Source organism: Nocardioides rotundus, assembly GCF_019931675.1.
GTDB lineage: Bacteria > Actinomycetota > Actinomycetes > Propionibacteriales > Nocardioidaceae > Nocardioides > Nocardioides rotundus.
Window position 1 is genome coordinate 1,968,695 of the sequence record NZ_CP082922.1, and the last position, 19,992, is coordinate 1,988,686.

13 protein-coding genes are annotated in these 19,992 nt (G+C 66.4%); 1 reads left to right on the forward strand and 12 read right to left on the reverse strand.

What is annotated here, in order from left to right:
- Nucleotides 1-4 precede the first annotated feature (4 nt).
- Both K8W59_RS09850 and K8W59_RS09855 read right to left on the reverse strand, forming a co-directional pair.
- On the reverse strand, nt 5-391 hold the full coding sequence (locus tag K8W59_RS09850; protein ID WP_223399663.1) for a VOC family protein: 387 nt from the start codon (nt 389-391) through the stop codon (nt 5-7).
- The gene (locus K8W59_RS09855; RefSeq protein ID WP_223399664.1) at nt 388-1,590 is read right to left on the reverse strand and encodes a GAF domain-containing protein; all 1,203 of its coding nucleotides are present in this window, start codon (nt 1,588-1,590) and stop codon (nt 388-390) included. Before K8W59_RS09855 ends, K8W59_RS09850 begins: the two co-directional genes overlap by 4 nt.
- Before the next feature lie 177 nt (nt 1,591-1,767).
- Here K8W59_RS09855 and K8W59_RS09860 point away from each other — a divergent pair, with 177 nt between their 5' ends.
- Nucleotides 1,768-3,606 carry an NAD(P)/FAD-dependent oxidoreductase gene (locus tag K8W59_RS09860; protein WP_223399665.1) on the forward strand — a complete coding sequence of 613 codons (1,839 nt, stop codon included), beginning with the start codon at nt 1,768-1,770 and terminating at the stop codon, nt 3,604-3,606.
- A gap of 165 nt (nt 3,607-3,771) precedes the next feature.
- Here the strand turns inward: K8W59_RS09860 and acnA are convergent, their stop codons facing one another.
- The 10 genes from acnA to K8W59_RS09910 all read right to left on the reverse strand — a co-directional run bounded on the left by acnA (nt 3,772) and on the right by K8W59_RS09910 (nt 19,856).
- Entirely contained in the window at nt 3,772-6,459 is a 2,688-nt protein-coding gene (gene acnA / locus K8W59_RS09865; protein ID WP_223399666.1) for an aconitate hydratase AcnA, read from the reverse strand.
- Nucleotides 6,460-7,080: 621 nt separating this feature from the next.
- The gene (locus tag K8W59_RS09870; protein WP_223399667.1) at nt 7,081-8,022 is read right to left on the reverse strand and encodes a hypothetical protein; all 942 of its coding nucleotides are present in this window, start codon (nt 8,020-8,022) and stop codon (nt 7,081-7,083) included.
- Complete coding sequence (locus tag K8W59_RS09875) at nt 8,010-8,705, reverse strand: restriction endonuclease subunit S domain-containing protein (RefSeq protein ID WP_223399668.1); 696 nt, start codon at nt 8,703-8,705, stop codon at nt 8,010-8,012. The genes K8W59_RS09870 and K8W59_RS09875 overlap by 13 nt, the downstream gene beginning before the upstream one ends.
- Before the next feature lie 469 nt (nt 8,706-9,174).
- Nucleotides 9,175-10,443 (reverse strand): HsdM family class I SAM-dependent methyltransferase, encoded by a 1,269-nt coding sequence (locus K8W59_RS09880; protein WP_223399669.1) that lies wholly within the window; start codon nt 10,441-10,443, stop codon nt 9,175-9,177.
- A gap of 86 nt (nt 10,444-10,529) precedes the next feature.
- Nucleotides 10,530-11,318: a hypothetical protein gene (locus K8W59_RS09885; protein ID WP_223399670.1), complete on the reverse strand. Its 789-nt coding sequence runs from the start codon at nt 11,316-11,318 to the stop codon at nt 10,530-10,532.
- On the reverse strand, nt 11,318-13,339 hold the full coding sequence (locus K8W59_RS09890; protein WP_223399671.1) for an ATP-binding protein: 2,022 nt from the start codon (nt 13,337-13,339) through the stop codon (nt 11,318-11,320). Before K8W59_RS09890 ends, K8W59_RS09885 begins: the two co-directional genes overlap by 1 nt.
- Nucleotides 13,332-14,552, reverse strand: a complete 1,221-nt coding sequence (locus tag K8W59_RS09895) for an SIR2 family protein (RefSeq protein ID WP_223399672.1) — start codon at nt 14,550-14,552, stop codon at nt 13,332-13,334. The genes K8W59_RS09890 and K8W59_RS09895 overlap by 8 nt, the downstream gene beginning before the upstream one ends.
- Nucleotides 14,549-17,656 carry a type I restriction endonuclease subunit R gene (locus K8W59_RS09900; RefSeq protein ID WP_223399673.1) on the reverse strand — a complete coding sequence of 1,036 codons (3,108 nt, stop codon included), beginning with the start codon at nt 17,654-17,656 and terminating at the stop codon, nt 14,549-14,551. The genes K8W59_RS09895 and K8W59_RS09900 overlap by 4 nt, the downstream gene beginning before the upstream one ends.
- Complete coding sequence (locus K8W59_RS09905; protein WP_223399674.1) at nt 17,653-18,789, reverse strand: restriction endonuclease subunit S; 1,137 nt, start codon at nt 18,787-18,789, stop codon at nt 17,653-17,655. The genes K8W59_RS09900 and K8W59_RS09905 overlap by 4 nt, the downstream gene beginning before the upstream one ends.
- The gene (locus K8W59_RS09910; protein ID WP_223399675.1) at nt 18,786-19,856 is read right to left on the reverse strand and encodes an SAM-dependent methyltransferase; all 1,071 of its coding nucleotides are present in this window, start codon (nt 19,854-19,856) and stop codon (nt 18,786-18,788) included. Before K8W59_RS09910 ends, K8W59_RS09905 begins: the two co-directional genes overlap by 4 nt.
- Nucleotides 19,857-19,992: the final 136 nt, after the last annotated feature.

The window sequence follows — 19,992 nt, forward strand, 5'->3', positions numbered from 1 at the left end:
CCGCTCAGCCCCGGTCCAGGTAGAGGCAGAACGGGTGGCCCGCCGGGTCGAGCATCACCCGGACGTCCTGTTGGGGCTGGAAGTCGGCCAGCGTGCCGCCGAGCCCCTCGACCTCCTCGACGGCGGCGGCGACGTCGAGCACGCCGACGTCGAGATGCACCTGCATCTGCTGGGCCCCCGGGCCGGCCGGCCACGCCGGGGCGACATGCTCCTCCTCCAGCTGGAAGGCCAGGTAGGTGGTCGTGCCCGGCGTGTGCAGGGTGACGAACTCGGGGCGGCCGTCGTCGAGCTCGCCGCCGAGGACCGCGGCGTAGAAACGCGCCAGGCCGGGCGGGTCGGGCGTGCCCAGGACCGTGCCCACCCAGCCGGTGAACCCCTCCAGTCCGCTCACGGACCCTCCGCCACGCTGAGGGACACGTCGCGGGAGATCCGGTAGGGGTGCGACTCCACCAGGGCTCCGATGGTCCGCCGCAGCCGGGACATCTCCGCGCGCACCGTGACCGCGTGGTCGGCGTCGCCGTAGACCGCCGTACTGAGGTCGGCCGCCGTCACCCCGGTCTCCCCCGCCGCGGCGACCAGGCGCAGCAGCTCGACGTGCCGGGCCGTGAGCGGTGCCCGCCACGGCCCGTCGGCGGCGTCCACCTGCAGCACCCGTTCGGCGGGGTCGAGGACGGCGCTCATCCGGCCCTCGGCGGCGCCGGGACGCAGCAGCCAGCCCTCGGCGAGCCGCTCGGGCAGGCAGGTGCCGAGCCCGGGGATGGCCAGCGCATGGTGCTCCCGGGGCGCCTGCACCCGGTCCCGCCGGGCCAGGCCGGAGTGGTGGGCCACCCAGCCCAGGTCGTCGACCACCAGCAGCGGGCCACGGGTGCCGGCGAGCAGCGGCTCCGCCGTACGCCGAAGCCGGTCGAGGCGCTCGCGGTGCAGGTCGCCCAGGCGGGCCTCCGCGAGTCGCACCGCGCTCTCGACCAGCACCCGGATGGTGGGGTGCAGGGTGAGCGCCGGACCGCTGACGTCGACCACGCCGAGCAGGTCGCCGGTGCGCGGGTCGTGGATCGGGCGGGCGCTGCAGTACCACGGATGCTGGGCCTGCTCGAAGTGCTCGGCGGAGAACAGCTCGACCGGCGCGGCCTCGGCGAGCGCGGTGCCGATCGCGTTCGTGCCCACCGTCTGCTCGGTCCACCGCGCACCCTCGGTGAAGCCCAGCGAGTCCGCCTGCAGCCGCACCCGGGACGACCCCTCCCGCCACAGCACCACGCCGTCGGCGTCGGTCACGACCATGAGGTACGTCGACGCGTCGGCGACCGAGGTCAGGACGTGCCGCAGCTCCTCGATCACCAGCGCCAGGGCCGACCCGGTGCGCCGGCGCTCCACCTCCGAGAGCGGGAGCGGCTCGCGGGCGTTGTTGGCGTCGGCGTCCAGGCCGACGGCCATCACCCGGCGCCAGGACCGCACCACGAGGTCGCGCACCGGCGGCGCGGTGGAGGGCCGCATCCCGGAGAGGACGGCGTCGTGCAGCGCCCGGAGCTCTCTGGCGCGCAGGCTCAGGTCGGTGCCCGGCGTCACCGCACCGCTCTGTCTCGCTCCGGCCATCCTCGCCCCTCTCCCCACCGAGGATAGAGGCAGGGGTGTGACGCCCGCCACGGAGTGTGACCGGTGCGTTGCAACACGATGCAACGGTGTCCGGGGCCGTGGGTGCGGGGTTGTGATGTGACTGGCACCACAGGCCGGGGTCCTCCCCGGCCGCACACCAGACCCGGGAGGTCCCTCATGACACAGACACTCGACCCCGAGACGCGCGACGCCGCCGACACCGGCCCGCAGGCACGCGTCGACGCCTGGCTGGCCCGCTTCGAGCAGGCCCTGAGCGCCGGCGACCCCGAGGGGGTGGCGAGCCTCTTCACCACCGAGAGCTACTGGCGCGACCTGATCGCCTTCACCTGGAACCTCAAGACCGTCGAGGGCCGCGAGCAGGTCGCCGACCTGGTCTCCGCGACCGCCGAGCGGACCGCCGCGAGCGGGTTCGCCACCACCGAGGAGCCCGAGGAGGCCGACGGGGTGGTGACCGCCTGGATCGCCTTCGAGACCGCGGTCGGGCGCGGCATGGGGCTGCTCCGGCTGACCGAGGAGGACGGCGAAGACCGCGCCTGGACCCTGCTCACCGCGATGTACGAGCTCAAGGGACACGAGGAGCCGCGCGGCACGCACCGCCCGATGGGCGCCGAGCACGGCGCGAACAAGAACCGCAAGACCTGGAAGGAGAAGCAGCAGGAGGAGGCCGAGAGCCTCGGCTCGACCACCCAGCCCTACGTCCTGGTGGTGGGCGGCGGTCAGGGCGGCATCGCGCTGGGCTCGCGGCTGCGGCAGCTCGGCGTACCAGCCCTCGTCGTCGACAAGCACCCGCGGCCCGGCGACCAGTGGCGCAACCGCTACAAGTCGCTGTGCCTGCACGACCCGGTCTGGTACGACCACCTGCCCTACCTGAAGTTCCCGGACAACTGGCCGGTCTTCGCGCCCAAGGACAAGGTCGGCGACTGGCTGGAGAGCTACGTCAAGGTGATGGAGGTCCCCTACTGGTCCAACACCGAGGTGAAGAGCGCGACGTTCTCCGAGGAGGCCGGCGAGTGGACCGTGGAGCTGGAGCGCGAGGGGCAGCCGTTGACGCTGCGCCCGACCCAGCTGGTCTTCGCGACCGGGATGAGCGGCAAGCCCCGGATGCCCGAGATCCCCGGGATGGACGTGTTCAAGGGGGACGTCCATCACTCCTCGGCGCACCCCGGCCCGGACGCGTACGCCGGCAAGAAGGCCGTGATCATCGGCAGCAACAACTCCGCCTTCGACATCTGCGGGGCGCTGTGGGAGAACGACGCCGACGTGACCATGGTGCAGCGCTCCTCGACGCACATCGTGAAGAGCGACAGCCTGATGGAGTACGGCCTGGGCGACCTCTACTCCGAGCGGGCCCTGGAGGCCGGCGTGACCACGGAGAAGGCCGACCTGATCTTCGCCTCGCTCCCCTACCGGATCATGCACACCTTCCAGATCCCGGCCTACGAGAAGATGGCCGAGGCCGACAAGGACTTCTACGACCGCCTGGAGAAGGCCGGGTTCTGGCTGGACTGGGGCGACGACGGCTCCGGGCTGTTCATGAAGTACCTCCGCCGCGGCTCCGGCTACTACATCGATGTCGGCGCCGCGGACCTGGTCGCCAACGGGGACGTGAAGCTCGCGCACGGCCAGGTCACCGAGCTCACCGAGGATGGCGTGCGCCTCGAGGACGGCACCGAGCTGCCGGCCGACGTGGTGGTCTTCGCCACCGGCTACAACTCGATGAACGGGTGGGTCGCCGACGTGATCGACCAGGAGACCGCCGACCGGCTCGGCAAGTGCTGGGGCCTCGGCTCGGACACGACGCTGGACCCGGGCCCGTGGGAGGGCGAGCAGCGGAACATGTGGAAGCCGACGCAGGTGCCAAACCTGTGGATGCACGGCGGCAACCTGCACCAGTCCCGGCACTACTCGCTCTACCTCGCGCTGCAGCTCAAGGCGCGCCTGGAGGGCATCGAGACCCCGGTGTATGCGCTGCAGGAGGTGCACCACACCGGCTGACCGGGGCCTCGGCCGCTCCCGGGGCCGGCCCCGGCCACCCATGGAGGTAGCCCAGCCACGCGGACTCGCGGTCCGCAGGTGGCTGGGCTACCTCTCGTTCACCTCGGGCGGTCGGCGGCCGAGCGCCTCCGGCCGGTGCCTCGAGCACCGCCGGAGGCGCCGTACTCACTTCTGCAGCAGGCTCCGCAGCACGTAGGGCATGATCCCGCCGTTGCGGTAGTAGCTCGCCTCGCCCGGGGTGTCGATCCGCACGGTGGCGTCGAACTCGACGTCCCCGGCCTTCACCTTCACCGTCTTGGGGGTCCGGCCCTCGTTGAGCTCCTCGATGCCGGTGATGGAGAACTCCTCCTCACCGGTCAGGCCCAGCGACTCGGCGTTCTGGCCCTGGGGGAACTGCAGCGGGATGACGCCCATGCCGATCAGGTTCGACCGGTGGATCCGCTCGTAGGACTCCGCGATCACGGCCTTGACGCCCAGCAGCGCAGTGCCCTTGGCCGCCCAGTCGCGCGAGGAGCCGGAGCCGTACTCCTTGCCCGCGAGCACGACCAGCGGCGTACCGGCCTTCTGGTAGTTCTCGCTCGCCTCGAAGACCGTGGTGACCTCGCCGTCGGTGCTGAAGTCCCGGGTGAAGCCGCCCTCGGTGCCCGGCGCCAGCTGGTTGCGCAGCCGGATGTTGGCGAAGGTGCCCCGGATCATCACCTCGTGGTTGCCGCGGCGCGAGCCGTAGGAGTTGAAGTCCCGCTGCTCCACGCCGTGCTCGGTGAGGTACTTCCCAGCCGGGCTGTCCTTCTTGATCGCACCAGCGGGGCTGATGTGGTCGGTGGTGACCGAGTCGCCGAGCTTGAGCAGCACCCGGGCGCCGGTGATGTCCTGCACGGGCTCGGGCTGCTCGGGCATGCCATCGAAGTACGGCGCCTTCCGGACGTAGGTGGAGTCCTGGTCCCACTCGAAGGTGTCGCCCTCGGGCGTGGGCAGCGACTGCCAGCGCTCGTCGCCGGCGAAGACGTCGGCGTAGTCCTTGGAGAACATGTCCGCGCTGATCGCCTCGTCGATCACCCGCTCGACCTCGGCCGGGGCCGGCCAGATGTCGCGCAGGTAGACGTCGTTGCCCTCAGCGTCGGTGCCCAGCGGGTCGTTGAAGAGGTCGACTTTCATCGAGCCGGCCAGCGCGTAGGCGACGACCAGCGGCGGCGAGGCCAGGTAGTTCATCTTCACGTCCGGGTTGATCCGGCCCTCGAAGTTCCGGTTGCCCGACAGCACGCTGGTGACGGCGAGATCGGCGTCGTTGACGGCCTTGCTCACCTCGGGGATGAGCGGGCCTGAGTTGCCGATGCAGGTCGTGCAGCCGTAGCCGACGAGGTTGAAGCCGAGCTTGTCCAGGTACGGCGTCAGGCCGGCCTTCTCGTAGTAGTCGCTGACCACCTTCGACCCCGGCGCCAGGGTGGTCTTGACCCACGGCTTGCGGGTCAGGCCCTTGTCGACGGCGTTCTTGGCGAGCAGCGCCGCCCCGATCATCACGCTCGGGTTGGAGGTGTTGGTGCAGGAGGTGATCGCCGCGATGGTGACCGCGCCGTGCCCGATCTCCAGCTCCTGGCCGTCCAGGTTGACGGTGCCGGTGGCGTCCTTGGCGTCGGTGTAGTCCGACAGCGCCTTCTCGAACTCCTCGGCCGCCTTCGTCACCTCGACCCGGTCCTGAGGCCGCTTCGGGCCGGCCAGGCTCGGTACCACCGTGGACAGGTCCAGCTCGAGCTTCTCGGAGTAGCGCGGCTCGGCGGCCGGGTCGTGCCAGAGGCCCTGCTCCTTGGCGTAGGCCTCGACCAGCTTCAGCTGCTCCTCGGAGCGGCCGGTCAGCTTGAGGTACTCCACGGTCTGCTCGTCGACCGGGAAGACCGCGATGGTCGACCCGAACTCGGGGCTCATGTTGCCGATCGTGGCGCGGTTGGCCAGGGGCAGCGCGGAGACGCCCTCGCCGTAGAACTCCACGAACTTCCCGACCACGCCGTGCTGGCGCAGCATCTCGGTGATCGTGAGCACCAGGTCGGTGGCCGTCGAGCCCTCGGGCAGCTCGCCGGAGAGCTTGAAGCCGACGACCCGCGGGATCAGCATGCTGACCGGCTGGCCGAGCATCGCGGCCTCCGCCTCGATGCCGCCCACGCCCCAGCCGACGACGCCGATGCCGTTGACCATGGTGGTGTGGGAGTCGGTGCCGACGCAGGTGTCGGGGTAGGCCTGGACAACAGTGTCGGACGTCGAGCCTGTCGAGACGTCCCGGGTGAAGACCACGCGAGCCAGGTGCTCGATGTTCACCTGGTGCACGATGCCGGTGCCGGGCGGGACGACCTTGAAGTCCTCGAAGGCGCCCTGGCCCCAGCGCAGGAACTGGTAGCGCTCGCCGTTGCGCTCGTACTCGATCTCGACGTTGCGCTCGAAGGCCTCCGGGCTGCCGAAGACGTCGGCGATGACGGAGTGGTCGATGACCATCTCGGCCGGCGCGAGCGGGTTGATCTTGGTCGCGTCGCCCCCGAGGTCGGCCATCGCCTCGCGCATGGTGGCCAGGTCGACCACGCAGGGGACGCCGGTGAAGTCCTGCATGATCACTCGCGCCGGGGTGAACTGGATCTCCTTGTCCGGCTCCGCGTCGGCGTCCCAGCCGGCCAGCGCCCGGATGTCGTCGGCGGTGATGTCCGCGCCGTCCTCGGTGCGCAGCAGGTTCTCCAGCAGCACCTTCAGCGAGAACGGGAGGGACGCGACGTCCAGCCCCTCGCCCTGGACGGCGTCCAGCCGGTAGATCTCATAGGACTTCCCGTCCACGTCCAGCGTGCCCTTGGCCCCGAAGCTGTCCTGACTGGCCATGCCCTCACTCCTCGAAGGTTGCGTGTGGTCCCCATCTTGCGCCTCGCACGCCACCCGCCGGAAGCCGGGTGCCCGCCACGAAGTCTCTTGACATCAAGATATCACGGGCTCGAGGAGCGCGACACACTCCACGTGGTGCGTCATCGGGAACACACCGGCGAGGTTACGCGGGATTGCGAATCTTTGCGCTCCACTGCGATCGGCGGCCAAACGTGGCCGCTGATCTGCAACTATGCCGATTTCAGGCGCTGATGGCGTCGGGGGCCGATTGCGGGTCTTTGCGAATCAAAGTGCGCCCAAAGTGCGCCCTGCTGTCAGCAGTCTCCGACGCTCGCAAAGGACCGCAGGTCGCGTGGACCCTCCCCAGCGTCAGCTCGTCGCCGAGGGCGGCAACGACCGAAGTGTGGAAGTGAGCCCATGCGAGTAGGCCCTCGGCAGTGCCGCGCGCTTTGTATGGCCCACGAGACGGGGCCGTAGGTCACGACATGCCGCGGGCACCAGTCGGCCACCAGCAGCGTGGGCGGCATCCTGCGCCGACGATTCGGCCGACGTCATCGATCTCCTTCGATGGCGCAACCGCTAAGGGCGCGGTCGGCAGCCGGTGCGTGTCGAAATGACCATTCAGGTCCAGACCATCACGTCGTGCTGCAGGTACTCCCACGGGTCGTGACTGAGCGCGGCCGGCACCGTATCGAGGAGCTCGCCCGACACTTCTTGGCAGATGAACTGCGTGATGCCCAGCACCGTGGCCTCGACCTGATACCAGGTCCGGACCTGGGCGGCGCTGGCAGCGAAGGTCAGCCCGGCGACGGCGTCCGGGCTCACATGAGTGAGGACGTTGCGGCGCGCAACCCACTTGATCCAGTTCACGCGGAGACGTTCCCAGATGTGGAGGGGCGCCTGGGGCTTCGACTCCCCCAGCAGCAGGTCGATCGAATACTGCAGGCCGCGATTAGGTGGAGGAGGAGGTGGTGGGCGCAACGCCTCAGCCAACCCGCCAGTCCGCACGAAGAGCGCCGTCCCCGCCAACTCGGGCCACGGCTCTGCGACCCCTTCCAGATGACAGACCTGCTCGACGAGACCCCGATACGCCTCGGCGATATGAGGGTCACTGGGCTCGTGCGCGAGCACCATCGGCAGGCCCGGGTCGAGGGCTCCGGCAACCATTCCGAGGGTCCATCCCCGAATCACCGGTGACAAGGATGGCGGGCGCGCTCCGACCAGGGGCGCCTCGGAAGTCATACGGCGCTGCACTGCGTCGAGCAGTCGGCCGGAAAGGTCGTACGAATCTCCCGTGTTCCTAAGACCCGCCAGCAACCACGTCGCGAGGAGCGAATGCTCGACGGGTAGCGCGTAGTCATGGACCGTCGCAGGCTCCAGCAGCGCGGCGATGTCGGCCCACTTGGCGTCGTAGTCGTCGGCGCGGTCGCGGAGCCAGTCTGAGTCATAGCCGATCTCGTCGAGGCGGTCGTCGAGCACGTCCCCGATGCGCCTGTCCGCGAGAAGCAGCCGGTAGAGCTCGGCGAAGACCAGTGGCGAGAGAGTGCAGGTCAGCTCTGCCACAGGACCTGCTCCAGGCGACGGGCAAGTGGCCGAGCGTCCGGCACCACGTCCAAGGTTAGCGCGTCATGCGGTACCGGAATGCGCCTCAGATCGGCCAAGCTCAGCGACGGGATCGTCGATCCGGTCAAGAAGAGCTGGCGGATCCGGTATGCGGCTTGGCTATTGAGATACTGCGCCAGGGCCGGGCCGAGGTCTCGGTTTCGGAGCCGGGCAACGATCACGTGACTATCTGCAACGACCGGCCGATCTGCAACGCGCGCGTGGGCCTGGTTGCCCAGCGCCGCGACGAGCAGGTCACCAGGCTCGGCCACAACCGCCGAGCCGCCATCCGGGGAGAGCCACCGTCGGGGTGGCTTGCCGCCGAGCATTGAAACGTCTGCCACCGGCAGGTAGCCGGGTGCCTCCGAATTTAGCGCTCCGTCTCGGGTGTTCCGCCCACGCCGAATCTCGCCGAAGTAGTCGCCAAGCGGCTCGCCATTGGTGAGTTCAGCCGGGTTCGGCGTCGCCAGGGCGATCCGCCATTCGGCGACCCGGAGGTCAGTCGTCTGCCACCAGGTCTCGACCGCCTCTTCCTCGGCAATTCGGGTGGTGGCGTGCATGTCGCGCAGCCGGTCAGCAATCGACCGCAGCTCCGCGAGAGGAGGCACCGGCACCGTCGCGTCGATGACCGTCTTCACATCCATCGAGGCGACGACTGTCCCGGAGGTGAGCGTCGCACGCCATCGTTGGCCCGACTCGCAGCTCAGGAGACCCCAAAGCCACAGCCCGAGAGTCTGGTCGCCAGCTCGGAGTGCATGGAAGCGCGAGGACACCAAGGCGCCGCGAAGGTGAGCACTGACCAGCAGGGCGGGACTCGTCCCCGTCCGCGGGAGCAGGACATCACCGTCCCTGAGCTCCGCGCCCACTTGGTACACCGAGCCCTGGTACTTCCGGCCCCGGCGCCGTACTCCCCCGCTTACGGGGTCAATGTCGCCAGGACCGATAACCGGCGACCCGGCCTCAGCAAATGATCTGGGTGCGAGACGAGAAGCGATGTCGCGAACTTCGACCTGGCGAAGCTCGACCGGCCAGCGAAACGCCTCGGCGGTCAAGCGGCCCGGATCCCAGCTCGGCTCGAAGCGGAGGTCGAGGATTGCGCTCGAAAACATCGGCCTACTCGCCGTCGAGGTGCTCGAGCGCAGCGTTCATGACTGCGCCAGTCTCGGAGAGCTGCGACCGCCAGTCCTCGCCGAGCTGCGCGACGAAGGTTTCGCCCGGTGGCGCGCTATCGATCACGAGGAGGACTGCCCGCACTCCCGTGTTCACCAATGCGCCAGAGGGAAGCCCGATCAGGGCACCTACCCGGAACTTGTTGGCTAGGTACCGGCGATACGGCTCGAGGTTTTGCCGGAAGGTGATGCCATTCGGCAGGAGCATCACGGCGCGACCGCCGGGGCGGAGCTGCCGAACGCACAGGTCGAGCGCGGCGGTCTCAAGCTCGCGAGCCTGCGTTCCGTCGAGCAAGGTCCACGGCCGCATCGTCCGGACCCCGAATGGCGGAGCAGCAACGACACAGTCGGCGCTCGGCAATGCGCCTTCGAACGAGTCGCCGACCGTGACGTTAGCCAGCAGTGGCGCGGTCCGCGCGATCTGGCCGGCAAGCTCTGCGAGCTCAGCGTTGATCTCTTGGCCAATGAATTCAGCGGGGCCCTCCGTGGCAGTGGCACGCTCCAGCGCAGCCCACAGGAAGTTGCCGATGCCGCAGAACGGATCAAGCACGGTGCCGCCGAGCCGGGTGCCGAGAAGGCGAGCAACAGCATCGGCGATCTCGGTCGTCGTGGCGTGCTCTCCCGCCCAGCGCATTCGGTCCATGAAGCCCGCGACAGCACGGCGTCTGGCTTGCCACAAGACATCGGGCCGGACCGGAACGAAGTCCCCTTGGGAGGTCTCGATGCCGGGAAGGGCTGTCTCCATGAAGAGCTCGGCGGATGGAAAGAAGATATCCGCCTGGCCTTTGCCCCGCCTGCTGTCGGCTTCGTACCAAAGCCGGTCGGTCAGCAGCGAGGTGGCGAGGCCGGGGTCAGTGATCCAGCCTCGACCGTCAATGGCCGGGCCAGCCGGACCGTCCACAGGATCGAAAGTGCGCAGACTCCGGTCGGCGCGGAACCACTGGCCGTTGAGGACGGCGTAGTGCTCGACGGTACCGAGCAGCTCTCGCGCCTGCAGGAGATGCGGGAGGGTTAGCTCGGGCTTGGCGTGGGCGCCGTTCTTCGCCTCAACGACGATCCATGGCACCAGGTCGCCATCCGCGTTGGCGGCGTACCCAACGGCGTCGGCACGCATCTTTGTGTCTCCCAGCTTGCTGTCGAGCTGGACCACCCGATAGCCCGCGGCCTCCAGTGCGGCACGGATCTGACCACGTGAATCTCGTTCGTTCGCCATCTACTTCCCTCCCTCCTGGTTCAAAAGAGCCGCAGAACGTACCACGGGCAGTCTCAGCCGGCAACGCTCCGGGCCGCGCACATCAATCACTCCTCGTCGCATGGTGTCCCGAGGTCCGAATCGATGTTGAGAACTCGCACGCGCGGCGTCTGTTGGGCGATGAGGACGGCTGCATTCTCGGCGAGGCGGCGGGCCGACTTGAGGCGGAGGTCAGCTGGGCCACTGCCGTCGACAGCCACTTCAGTGGCGATCGCGAAATCGATGGATCCACCGAACATCAGATGGCGGGTGATCTCCGTATGGATCCGCCGACTCGTCCGTTGGGTCGACCGATCGGTCTTGGCGTTGCGGTAATTCCGAGCCCTGCGGGCGAGGTTCTGCGATTCGCCGATGTAGTAGGTGCGTGTGCCGCCTTCGTCCAGGCCGAAGTCGTAGCGGTACAAACCCGGTTCCGACGGCAGCCGCGGAAACAGTGGCAGGCCCCGGTCGTCGAGCACGATGGCCCCCGCTTGGCGCCAGGTCAGGGCAACCGACACGGTCAGGGTCTCGAGTTCGGGGAGGTCGGCTACGTCGACGCTCCCCGACCGCGATGCCCCCGGGCGACGAGTGCCTGGCTGCACCGCCTTCGATCCCGTGCCGACAGTGAACCCCAGCTTCGCCAACAGACGTCGGCTGTTCTGAGATTGGAAACTCGTGCGCGCCAAGCCCGTCGCGAGCGCCATGACCTGCTTGACCGGCCACCGGACGCCGTCGATGTCGACCCAGTACTGATCGACCGACTCGGGATCGTGCTGTTGCAGCCGACGTCGTACGTCGTCAGCTGTCAGGTCGAATGACCTGCCGGCCAAGGTGAAAGATACGCTCTCAGTGCTCATCAGAACGGAGGCTCCTCGCCGGTCCACTCGCCGCTGCCGGCGAAATCGTCCCAGGGGTCGGAAGGGTCGGTCGGGTCGTTCGCCGCCGCGCCGGAGCCACCGTCATCTGGGTCGGTGCCGGGGATCCAGCCGTCTGCCAAGGTCATCGTCTTGTTGTTCGGCTCGTACTCAGCCGGCAGCTTCTCGATGTCGACGACGACCGGCACCTGCGTCGACAGCCCGGAGAGGACGCACGAGCCTGTCGGAAGGATCGGCAGGGACTCAAACGACACGCGGTCCAGGTACGCGACAGCTCGCTCGATGGCCATGATGTCGAGGTTGTTGACCAGGCGGTGCAGGAAGTAGTTGTGCAGCTGGGAAATGATCGTCTCGGAGATGTCGTGCGGTCGCTGGCTCGCGATCGTCAAGAAGACGCCGAACTTCCGACCCTCCTTGATGATTTCCTCGAAGGTCTCCAGCCGGTAGTCCTTCCATGCCTCGCTCTCGCGGGACGACACGTTCGACAGAATGTTGTGGGCCTCGTCGACGACGATGTTGAGGTAACGCGACGGATCGCCATCGCGCTTCTTCTCGTCGTAGAGCTGGCGGCAGATGAGGAGCGGGATGACCTTGCGCATCTCGACATTGACGTCGCGCAACGAGATCACGGTCAATGGCTTGTCCAGCAGCGTGCCGTCTGAGACTTCGATCAGGCGCTTCACGCGTGGCATGCGCGACTCCAGCCGCTTGATTAGCGGGCCGAGGTGCTCGCGGTTCGCGTAGCCGTGGAAGATGTCGGAGTAGTACTGCAGCACGAGTTTGAACCGGATGCGGTCAACGCTCTGCAGGGCGCTCGGATCGATGCCAAGCCCACCGATGCGGGTGTAGGTCAGCTCTTGGAAGTAGTAGTCGTACGACGGGTCATTGGCGTAGACGTTGATGCCGTTGGCTTGCCGGTAGTAGAAGCACTTGTTCTGCCCGTGGTAGCCGAGGTTTGACTGGATGTCACGGATGTAGTCGCCCAGGGCATCAGGTGCCTCCCCGCCCATGCAGCCTTCGACTTCCTCGAGGAACTTGACGACCAGGCCCTTGTCGAGCGCTGGGTCGGAACTGCGGATGGCTGCATAGACGATGCCGGCGACTGCGGCCGCGAGATCCTCGCCCGTCTCCAACCGAGACTCCCAGTAGTCGCTCTGGAGCGTGCGCTGCACGAACGGCGCTTGGGTCTTCTCCGTTGCGTCAAGGAGCACCGTCCAGATGACCGGGTCCTCCATCGCCTCCTTGCTCAGAGGAAGGCGGTCACCTTCGTCGGTCCGAGTCGAGAGCACGAACTCGGTCTTCAGGTCGTTGTCGGTGAGTACTGAACTGCTCTGCTCCCCGGACGCGGCACCAACCCGGTTGACGTACTCGCCGTTGAAGTCGATGACGAGCACCCGCGCCCGCGTCTTGAACGCGTCCGAGTCGCCGTAGGCCGCGAAGAGCTCGTGGTAGAGCTTGGTCAACGTGTAGGACTTGCCGCTGCCGGTGTTGCCGAAGATGCCGATGTGGCTGGCGAAGAGGCTGTCGACGCCAACCCGAACGTCCTGTCCCTTCTCCATCGCCAGGCGGCCGATCGTGAGTGCGCGGTCCTTCGGGTCGACAAAGCTATGGATGCGATCGAACTCGTCTTCGTCGAGCAGGAAGCACTCGTTGCCAACGAGCGGCAGCTCGCGTACACCGCGGCGGAACTGGCCGCCGGACATGAAGCCGATGAGGCTGACAGTTAGGATCCGTTCGACCCGGTCTCGGGAGCTGCGGTAGCTGTCGTCGCCGCGCGCCTCAGCAACCTCTTCGCCATCGACCTTGCCGACCAGCTCGGCGAAGCCCTTGCTGATCTTGAGGAAGCCGCCGACACCAACGTTGCGCAGCAGCCGACCTTGGTAGATCAGGTGCGCACCGTTCTTGGCCTTGTCAACGCGAATGCGAACCGTCCGGCCCTGAATCCCGACAACCTCACCGACGCGAAAGACGGCATCGCGTGTGAGCAGTTCGTGGTCAATCATCGAGTTCGACCAGCGGTTCTTGCACCGAGACCTTCACTTCGACCGACTGCTTGGGCGCCGACGACGATGGCGCGACCTTCGCGAAGAACTCGGAGGTGACGGTCGGCAGGTCGTAGCGCAGCGGCTGCTCGCCCTCCGCATCGGCGGGCGGCGCGATCAGCCAGATGTTGCTATTGGTGATTGGGTAGCCGTCGAAGGCATGCTCAATGTCCGTTGCGGCGTGCGGGCTGTAGGCGAAGATGACGATCTGGAGCGTTGGGTTGGTACGAGCTGCGCGCACCATGAGCTCCCGGATGTGCTCGTCGCGGCAGGAGAAGCCGATGACGAACAGGGCGGCATTCTCCTTCTCCAGCTCGTTCGAGAAGAGCCGCAGCAGGTCGTAGTAGTTCTGGTTCAGCACGGTCTGCTGGAACTTCGCCTTCGTCGGATTGACGATGGCCAGCTGGCTGTAGGCATCCAAGAACGGCGCCAGCAAGGTCGTAGCGCTGGCTGGGACCGGGCCGGCGAGCAGCGTCTCTAAGGTCGTGTTGGCGCCAACCTCAGCCAAGATCGCGTCGACCTTGTCCAGCTCTTCCGCGACTGCGGCTACCTTTCGCAGCCGGATGTCGAGACCAATCTCGGGACGGCTCGCCTCCTCCCCCATGGCTGACCAACCGACCGAGCCATGGAGCTTGAGCAGGTTGAAGGTGGGTACCTCGGAGAGGTTGTCATATTGGAGGCTGCGCCGCGAGACGACCGATCCGAAGTTGGACGTGCTGAAGCACGGCTGCAGCCGTCCTGCGAAGCCATCGTTGAGGTGGACCTGGAGGCTCTCGCTGGCTATCTCCGTCGTCAGGTCAACATTGGTCGTGAAAAGGTTGACCTGCTTGTTGAGCAGCGAACTGCGGCGCTCGAGAAGCAGGCGGTGGATCGTCTGAAGAAACGCCTCATACCGCTCCAGGAGCTGGGGCGCCTCAGTCCCGCTCCGGTCGAGCAGGTCGTTGTTCTTGAGCACCACACTGCGGAAGAAGCCCGAGTAGATGGAAGCTCGGGCGTAGGCCTTCGCATCCTCCGCGGCGTCGGAGGAGTCCAGGCTCGTTAGCAGGTTCTCGATGTCGCCGAGCAAACGGAACATTGGAGCAGACGCGCCGGCCCCGAACAGGAACGACAGATGGGCGTCCTGCACCAGATCACGCAGGCGCTCGGCCGTCAGCTCCTTGGCGACGAGGGTCATGGGGACGCTCCCCCGTCGACGGAGGCATAGAGCTCCGCCTGCTCAAGGACCAGCTCGATCGCCTTCTCCTCCAGGTCGGGCGGGTAGTCGTACTTGGCGAGCAGCCGCCGGACCTTGGTGCGCATCGCGGCGCGGACCGAGTCCTTGAGGTTCCAGTCCAGCGTGGCGCTTTGGCGAATCGAGGTCACCAGTTCCGCGGCCATCTTCTTCAGGGTGTCGTCACCCATCTGCAGTACCGCCGCATCGTTCTGCACGATGGCGTCGTAGAACGCAGCCTCGGCCACCGACAATCCGAGCGCCTCGTGCCGCTGGCTCTGGGTGCGCATCTCCTTCGCCAGCTTGACCAGCTCGGCGATGATCTCGGCCGTCGTCAGGCTGCGGTTGGTGTAGCGGTTGATCGCTTCCTCGAGCAGCTCGGAGAACTTCCGGGACTGGACGATGTTAGTGCGCTGGATAGTCTTGATCTGGTCGTTGAGCAGGCGGCGCAGCAGACCCAGCTGCAGATTGGGCTTGTCCTTGTCGACCAGCGAGTCGAGAAACTCGTCGCTGAGGATCGACAGCTCCGGGGTGTCGATTCCCGCCAGCTTGTAGATGTCCACCACTTCGTCGGCACCGACGGCTTCGTTGACCAGCTGCCCGATAGCCGTGTCGATCTCGGCAGCGCCCACTCCGCCGCGCCCTGCGTCCGGGTTCTGGATCTTCAGGATGGCAGCGCGCACGTCAGCGAAGAGCCGGGCGTCGTTTCGAATCGCTGCCGCTTCGTCACGGGAGCCAGCCAGGGCGTAGGCCTTGGCGAGAGCGAGCACCTGGTCGATAAAGCGCTTCGTGCGGTCGGGATCGCCCATAACGAAGTCGAGCACCTTGGCATGCTCAGCGAGCCGCTGACCAGCGGGCAAGTCGGGTCTGGAGTTGAACTCGCAGCCGTGCAGCAGCCCGCTGATGACGTCGTGTTTCTCCAGCATGGCGTCGACGATCTCGTCGATCGGCACGCCGGCCTGGTCGCGGTCGCTCGGCGAGTACTCGACCAGTGCCTTCTGAAGGTTCGAGAAGACACCGATGTAGTCGACGATGAGGCCACCAGGCTTATCGCGGAACGTACGGTTGACGCGAGCGATGGCCTGCATGAGCCCAGCGCCTTGCATCGTCTTGTCGACGTACATGGTGTGCATGCTGGGCGCGTCGAAACCGGTCAGCCACATGTCGCGGACGATCACGATTTCCAGCGGATCCTCAGGGTTCTTGGCACGGGCCTTGAGGTCCTTGCGGACGTCCTTGCTGTAGATATGCGGCTGGAACTCGGCAGGGTCAGCCGCCGAGCCGGTCATGACGACCTTGATCTTGCCCTGAGTCGGATCGTCGCTGTGCCAGTCGGGGCGAAGCGCGACGATCTTCTCGTAGAGCCGCACCGCGATGCGGCGGCTCATGGTGACGATCATGGCCTTGCCGATCATGGCCTCGCGGCGCTTCTGCCAATGCTCGACGATGTCTTCGGCGATCAGGTCCAGACGGTCCTCGGCACCGACGATCGCCTCCAGTCGGGCCCAGCGAGACTTGGCCTTGTCAGCCACGTCCTGCTCGACCTTCTCCGTGATCTCCTCGGCCAGCTCATCGAGCGCTGCGTAGTCCTCCTCGGAGAGCGCGATCTTGGCGAGGCGCGACTCGTAATAGATCTTGACGGTGGCACCGTCCTCGACGGCACGCGTCAGGTCGTAGACGTCGATGTACTCACCGAAGACGGCCTGCGTGGACTTGTCGCCCGATTCGATCGGGGTGCCCGTGAAGCCGAGGAAAGTCGCGCCAGGCAGCGCGTCACGCATGTGCTTCGCGAGGCCAGCCTTGAGCCGGCCGTCTTTGTCGAGTGACTCCGTGAAGCCGTACTGCGAGCGGTGCGCCTCGTCTGCGACCACGACGACGTTGCGGCGGTCGGTCAGGACCGGGTTGGCGTCGAGGCCTTCCTCGGGGCGGAACTTCTGCAGCGTCGTGAAGATGATGCCGCCACTGGCGCGACGCAGCAGAACGCGCAGGTCAGAGATGGAGTCCGCTTGGACCGGCTTCTCGGGCAGGATCTCCGCCGGAGCGAAGACCTCTCCGAAGAGCTGGTCGTCGAGGTCGTTGCGGTCAGTTAGGAATACGAGCGTCGGGTTGTTCATGCGGGCGTCACGCATGATCTTGGCGGCGTAGAGCAGCATTTCGATGCTCTTGCCACTCCCCTGCGTGTGCCACACGACGCCACCGCGACGGTCGCCGCTCGGACCAGAAGCCTCAACAGTTGACTCGACGGCGGCGTTGACGGCCCAGTACTGGTGGTACTTCGCAACCCGCTTTATGAGGCCAACCGGCTCGTCACTGAAGACGATGAAGTTGCGGACGATGTCGAGGAAGCGTTTCGGCTCGAAGACGCCCTTGGTGAGCACCTCAAGCGCCGGAACTCCACTCACGACGTCGCGGCCGTCGATCGTCTTCCAGGGCGCGTAGTGCTCGAACCCGCCCGAGAACGAACTCATGGCTGCGCTGGTGCCGTCCGAGATCACGGTGACGGCGTTCGGCGTGAAGATCGCCGGGATGTCGGAGCGGTAGGTTTGGATCTGGTTCCACGCGTTTTTGAGGGTGGCGTGCTCGTCAGCCAGGTTCTTCAGCTCCAGCAGGCCGAGCGGGATGCCATTGACGAAGATCAAGACATCGGGCCGGCGGTTCTTGTTGCCGACGATGGTGAACTGGCTGACCGCGAGGAAGTCGTTCTTCTCCGGGTGCTCCCAGTCGATCAGCAGCAGCGGGATGGTGCGCACCTGGCCATCGGCATCGCGGTACTCCACCGGGACACCGCGGGTCAGCAGGTTGTGGACCCGCAGGTTCTCCGCCACCGCGCTCTGCGACTCAGCTCGCTCGAGGCGCTTGACGGCCTCTTCGATGAGCTCCAGGTGGTCCGGGTTGAGCCTGCGGGCTGCTTCGCGGATTCGGTCGTACAGGTAGACCTGCTGGAAGGACTCGCGTTCGGGGCGGAGACCGTCGGGCGCGATGTTGGGTCCAAACTCGGTCGAGTAGCCGAGCTCGCGGAGGTAGTCGAGTGCTGCCTCCTCGATGATGGACTCGTTGATGGCCGTCATGCGGCCTCCCCTTTTCCTCGGGCAGCGAGGTCTGACACCGTCACGCGGCCCGAAAGCAGTTCAGGGATGAGTGCGTCGCGAAGACGCCGCACCTCCGCCGACTCGTCGCGCGCGGACTGCACCGCGTCGACCAAAGAAAGAGCCTGCTCCAGCACGGCGCTATCAAGGGCGGCGACATCAGGTACCTCAATGCCTAGCAGGTCGTCAGGACGGACGCGTTGATGGCTCCCCGACGTGCCGGTGACTCGACGCACTAGTTCTGTCATGAACTTGGGGCTCCGAACGGCGAGCCAAAGGCCCGCGAGTGATGCACGATCCGAAGCGGTGAGACAGCTGAATTCGGTCGAGGCCACCGCCGGGACACCATCTCGAGGCTCTGCCCACCACGTTCGGTTAGTTCGCGGGTTCAACCGTGAAACGAGGATCGCGGGGACCTCCAGCAGGAACTTGTTGCTCATGATCGCGGCACCAGGCTCGCTCACTGGCGTGGCATCCACGTCAAATGCGGGCAAACTGTAGTGATCGACGGCTGACGTGCCGTAGCTCGCTGGATTCACTTGGGCTCGCGCAACGGATGCGACAGTCCCCAAGGGCACGGGCGGCGCTTCGAAGGCAACCCTGGCTGCGAGAACGTCAAGCAACTCCAGACAAATGTCGGCTGCACGCGTGTTAGAGGCCACCTGGTCATCAAGAGTTCCCAGGAGGTCTGCGATCTCAATCTGCTCCGCGATCCCTGGCGCATTGATGGGGACGGACGCAAGCGACTTCTGGGTCAGCTTGGGCTGGGTAGAGCCCGTGAGGTAACCGCCGATATCCGTGGCTTGGAGCACATACGACAGGAAACGAGTGTCATTATCCGAGTTGCCCTGCAGAACGTGGGCATGGTTGTTGACCCAGTATTTCCCGTCGGCGAGAAACGCGATTGGAGACTTCCGGCTACGGAGATTCTCGCCGTCCTCCGCCACCAGGAGGTGCAGTCCCTCGAAGATATAGTCCGCCACGTGGTCCACCACACCGCTGGCGCCGTAATAGGGGTAGGGCCCCGCCTTGCGGTCCGACGACTTGATGGGCACCCGGCGTCGGTCGAGATTCAGTGTTCGCTCGCCGAGCGGCTTGGTTTCCCAGGAGCTCATTGACGCGCCTCGCCGAACAAGCCGCGGACCTTGTCCCGAATGATATCTGCGCGCTCGAACTCCTCGAAGAGCGCCTCCGTCAGGCGTGCAACCTTTGCATCGAAGGCCTCGTCGTCAGCCTCGGCTTCCTCGGTGCCGACGTAACGACCAGGAGTGAGGACGTAACCGTGTTCCGCGATTTCATCGAGCGTGGCTACGCGGCAGAAGCCGGGAATGTCCTCGTAGTCGCCATCGTGGTTGCGCCAGGCGTGATACGCGCCGGAGATCTGAGCGATGTTGTCATCCGTCAGAACCTGGATGCGACGCGTCTCAGCGACACCGAGTTTGCGCGCATCGATGAAGAGAACCTCGCCGGTGCGCTTGCGGTGTCCGTTGCCGCCTCGATCCTTGGAGATGAACCAGAGACTCACCGGAATCGGGGTGTTGAAGAATAGCTTGCCGGGCATCGCGACCACGCAATCGACGAGATCGGCGTCCACGAGCTTCTTCCGAATCTCGCCTTCGCCTCCGCTCTGGGTGGAGAGGGACCCGTTGGCGAGGACGAATCCGGCCGTACCGCGAGGCGACAGATGGTGGACGAAGTGCTGCACCCAAGCGAAGTTTGCGTTGCCCTGGGGCGGGGTCCCGTACTCCCAGCGCTTGTCGCCGTCGAGTTTGGCGTCCCACCAGTCGCTCACGTTGAACGGCGGATTGGCGATGACGAAGTCTGCGCGCAGATCCGGGTGGAGGTCCTGGGTGAAGGTGTCAGCAGAACGCTCGCCCAGATCAGCCTCGATCCCGCGGAGGGCGAGGTTCATCTTGGCAAGCTTCCAGGTGGTGTCGGTGAACTCCTGGCCATAGACCGAGATGTCCGTGCGTTTGCCGCCGTGGGCCCTCACGAACTCAGCGGACTGCACGAACATGCCGCCCGAGCCACAAGCAGGGTCGTAGACGCGGCCGTGGTACGGCTCCAGCATCTCGACAAGGGTCTTGACGACGCTGCGCGGCGTGTAGAACGCCCCGGCGTCCTTGCCCGTCTCCTTGCCGGCGAACTGGCCCAGGAAGTACTCGTACACACGTCCGAGCACATCGTCGCTGCCGTGGTCGTCGGTCTCGGTGAAGCCGATCGACCCGATCAGGTCAACGAGGCGCTTGAGGCGACTCTTGTCCAGTCCCTCCCGGCCGTAGTTGCGCGGCAGGACGCCCTTAAGCCCGGATCCACCG

What these genes read in the sequence shown, in the direction of transcription:
- K8W59_RS09855 (WP_223399664.1), bottom strand. Translation starts at nt 1,590, where the DNA reads ATGGCCGGAGCGAGACAGAGCGGTGCGGTGACGCCGGGCACCGACCTG.
- K8W59_RS09860 (WP_223399665.1), top strand. Translation starts at nt 1,768, where the DNA reads ATGACACAGACACTCGACCCCGAGACGCGCGACGCCGCCGACACCGGC.
- acnA (WP_223399666.1), bottom strand. Translation starts at nt 6,459, where the DNA reads ATGGCCAGTCAGGACAGCTTCGGGGCCAAGGGCACGCTGGACGTGGAC.
- K8W59_RS09875 (WP_223399668.1), bottom strand. Translation starts at nt 8,705, where the DNA reads ATGGATGTGAAGACGGTCATCGACGCGACGGTGCCGGTGCCTCCTCTC.
- K8W59_RS09880 (WP_223399669.1), bottom strand. Translation starts at nt 10,443, where the DNA reads ATGGCGAACGAACGAGATTCACGTGGTCAGATCCGTGCCGCACTGGAG.
- K8W59_RS09885 (WP_223399670.1), bottom strand. Translation starts at nt 11,318, where the DNA reads ATGAGCACTGAGAGCGTATCTTTCACCTTGGCCGGCAGGTCATTCGAC.
- K8W59_RS09890 (WP_223399671.1), bottom strand. Translation starts at nt 13,339, where the DNA reads ATGATTGACCACGAACTGCTCACACGCGATGCCGTCTTTCGCGTCGGT.
- K8W59_RS09895 (WP_223399672.1), bottom strand. Translation starts at nt 14,552, where the DNA reads ATGACCCTCGTCGCCAAGGAGCTGACGGCCGAGCGCCTGCGTGATCTG.
- K8W59_RS09900 (WP_223399673.1), bottom strand. Translation starts at nt 17,656, where the DNA reads ATGACGGCCATCAACGAGTCCATCATCGAGGAGGCAGCACTCGACTAC.
- K8W59_RS09905 (WP_223399674.1), bottom strand. Translation starts at nt 18,789, where the DNA reads ATGAGCTCCTGGGAAACCAAGCCGCTCGGCGAGCGAACACTGAATCTC.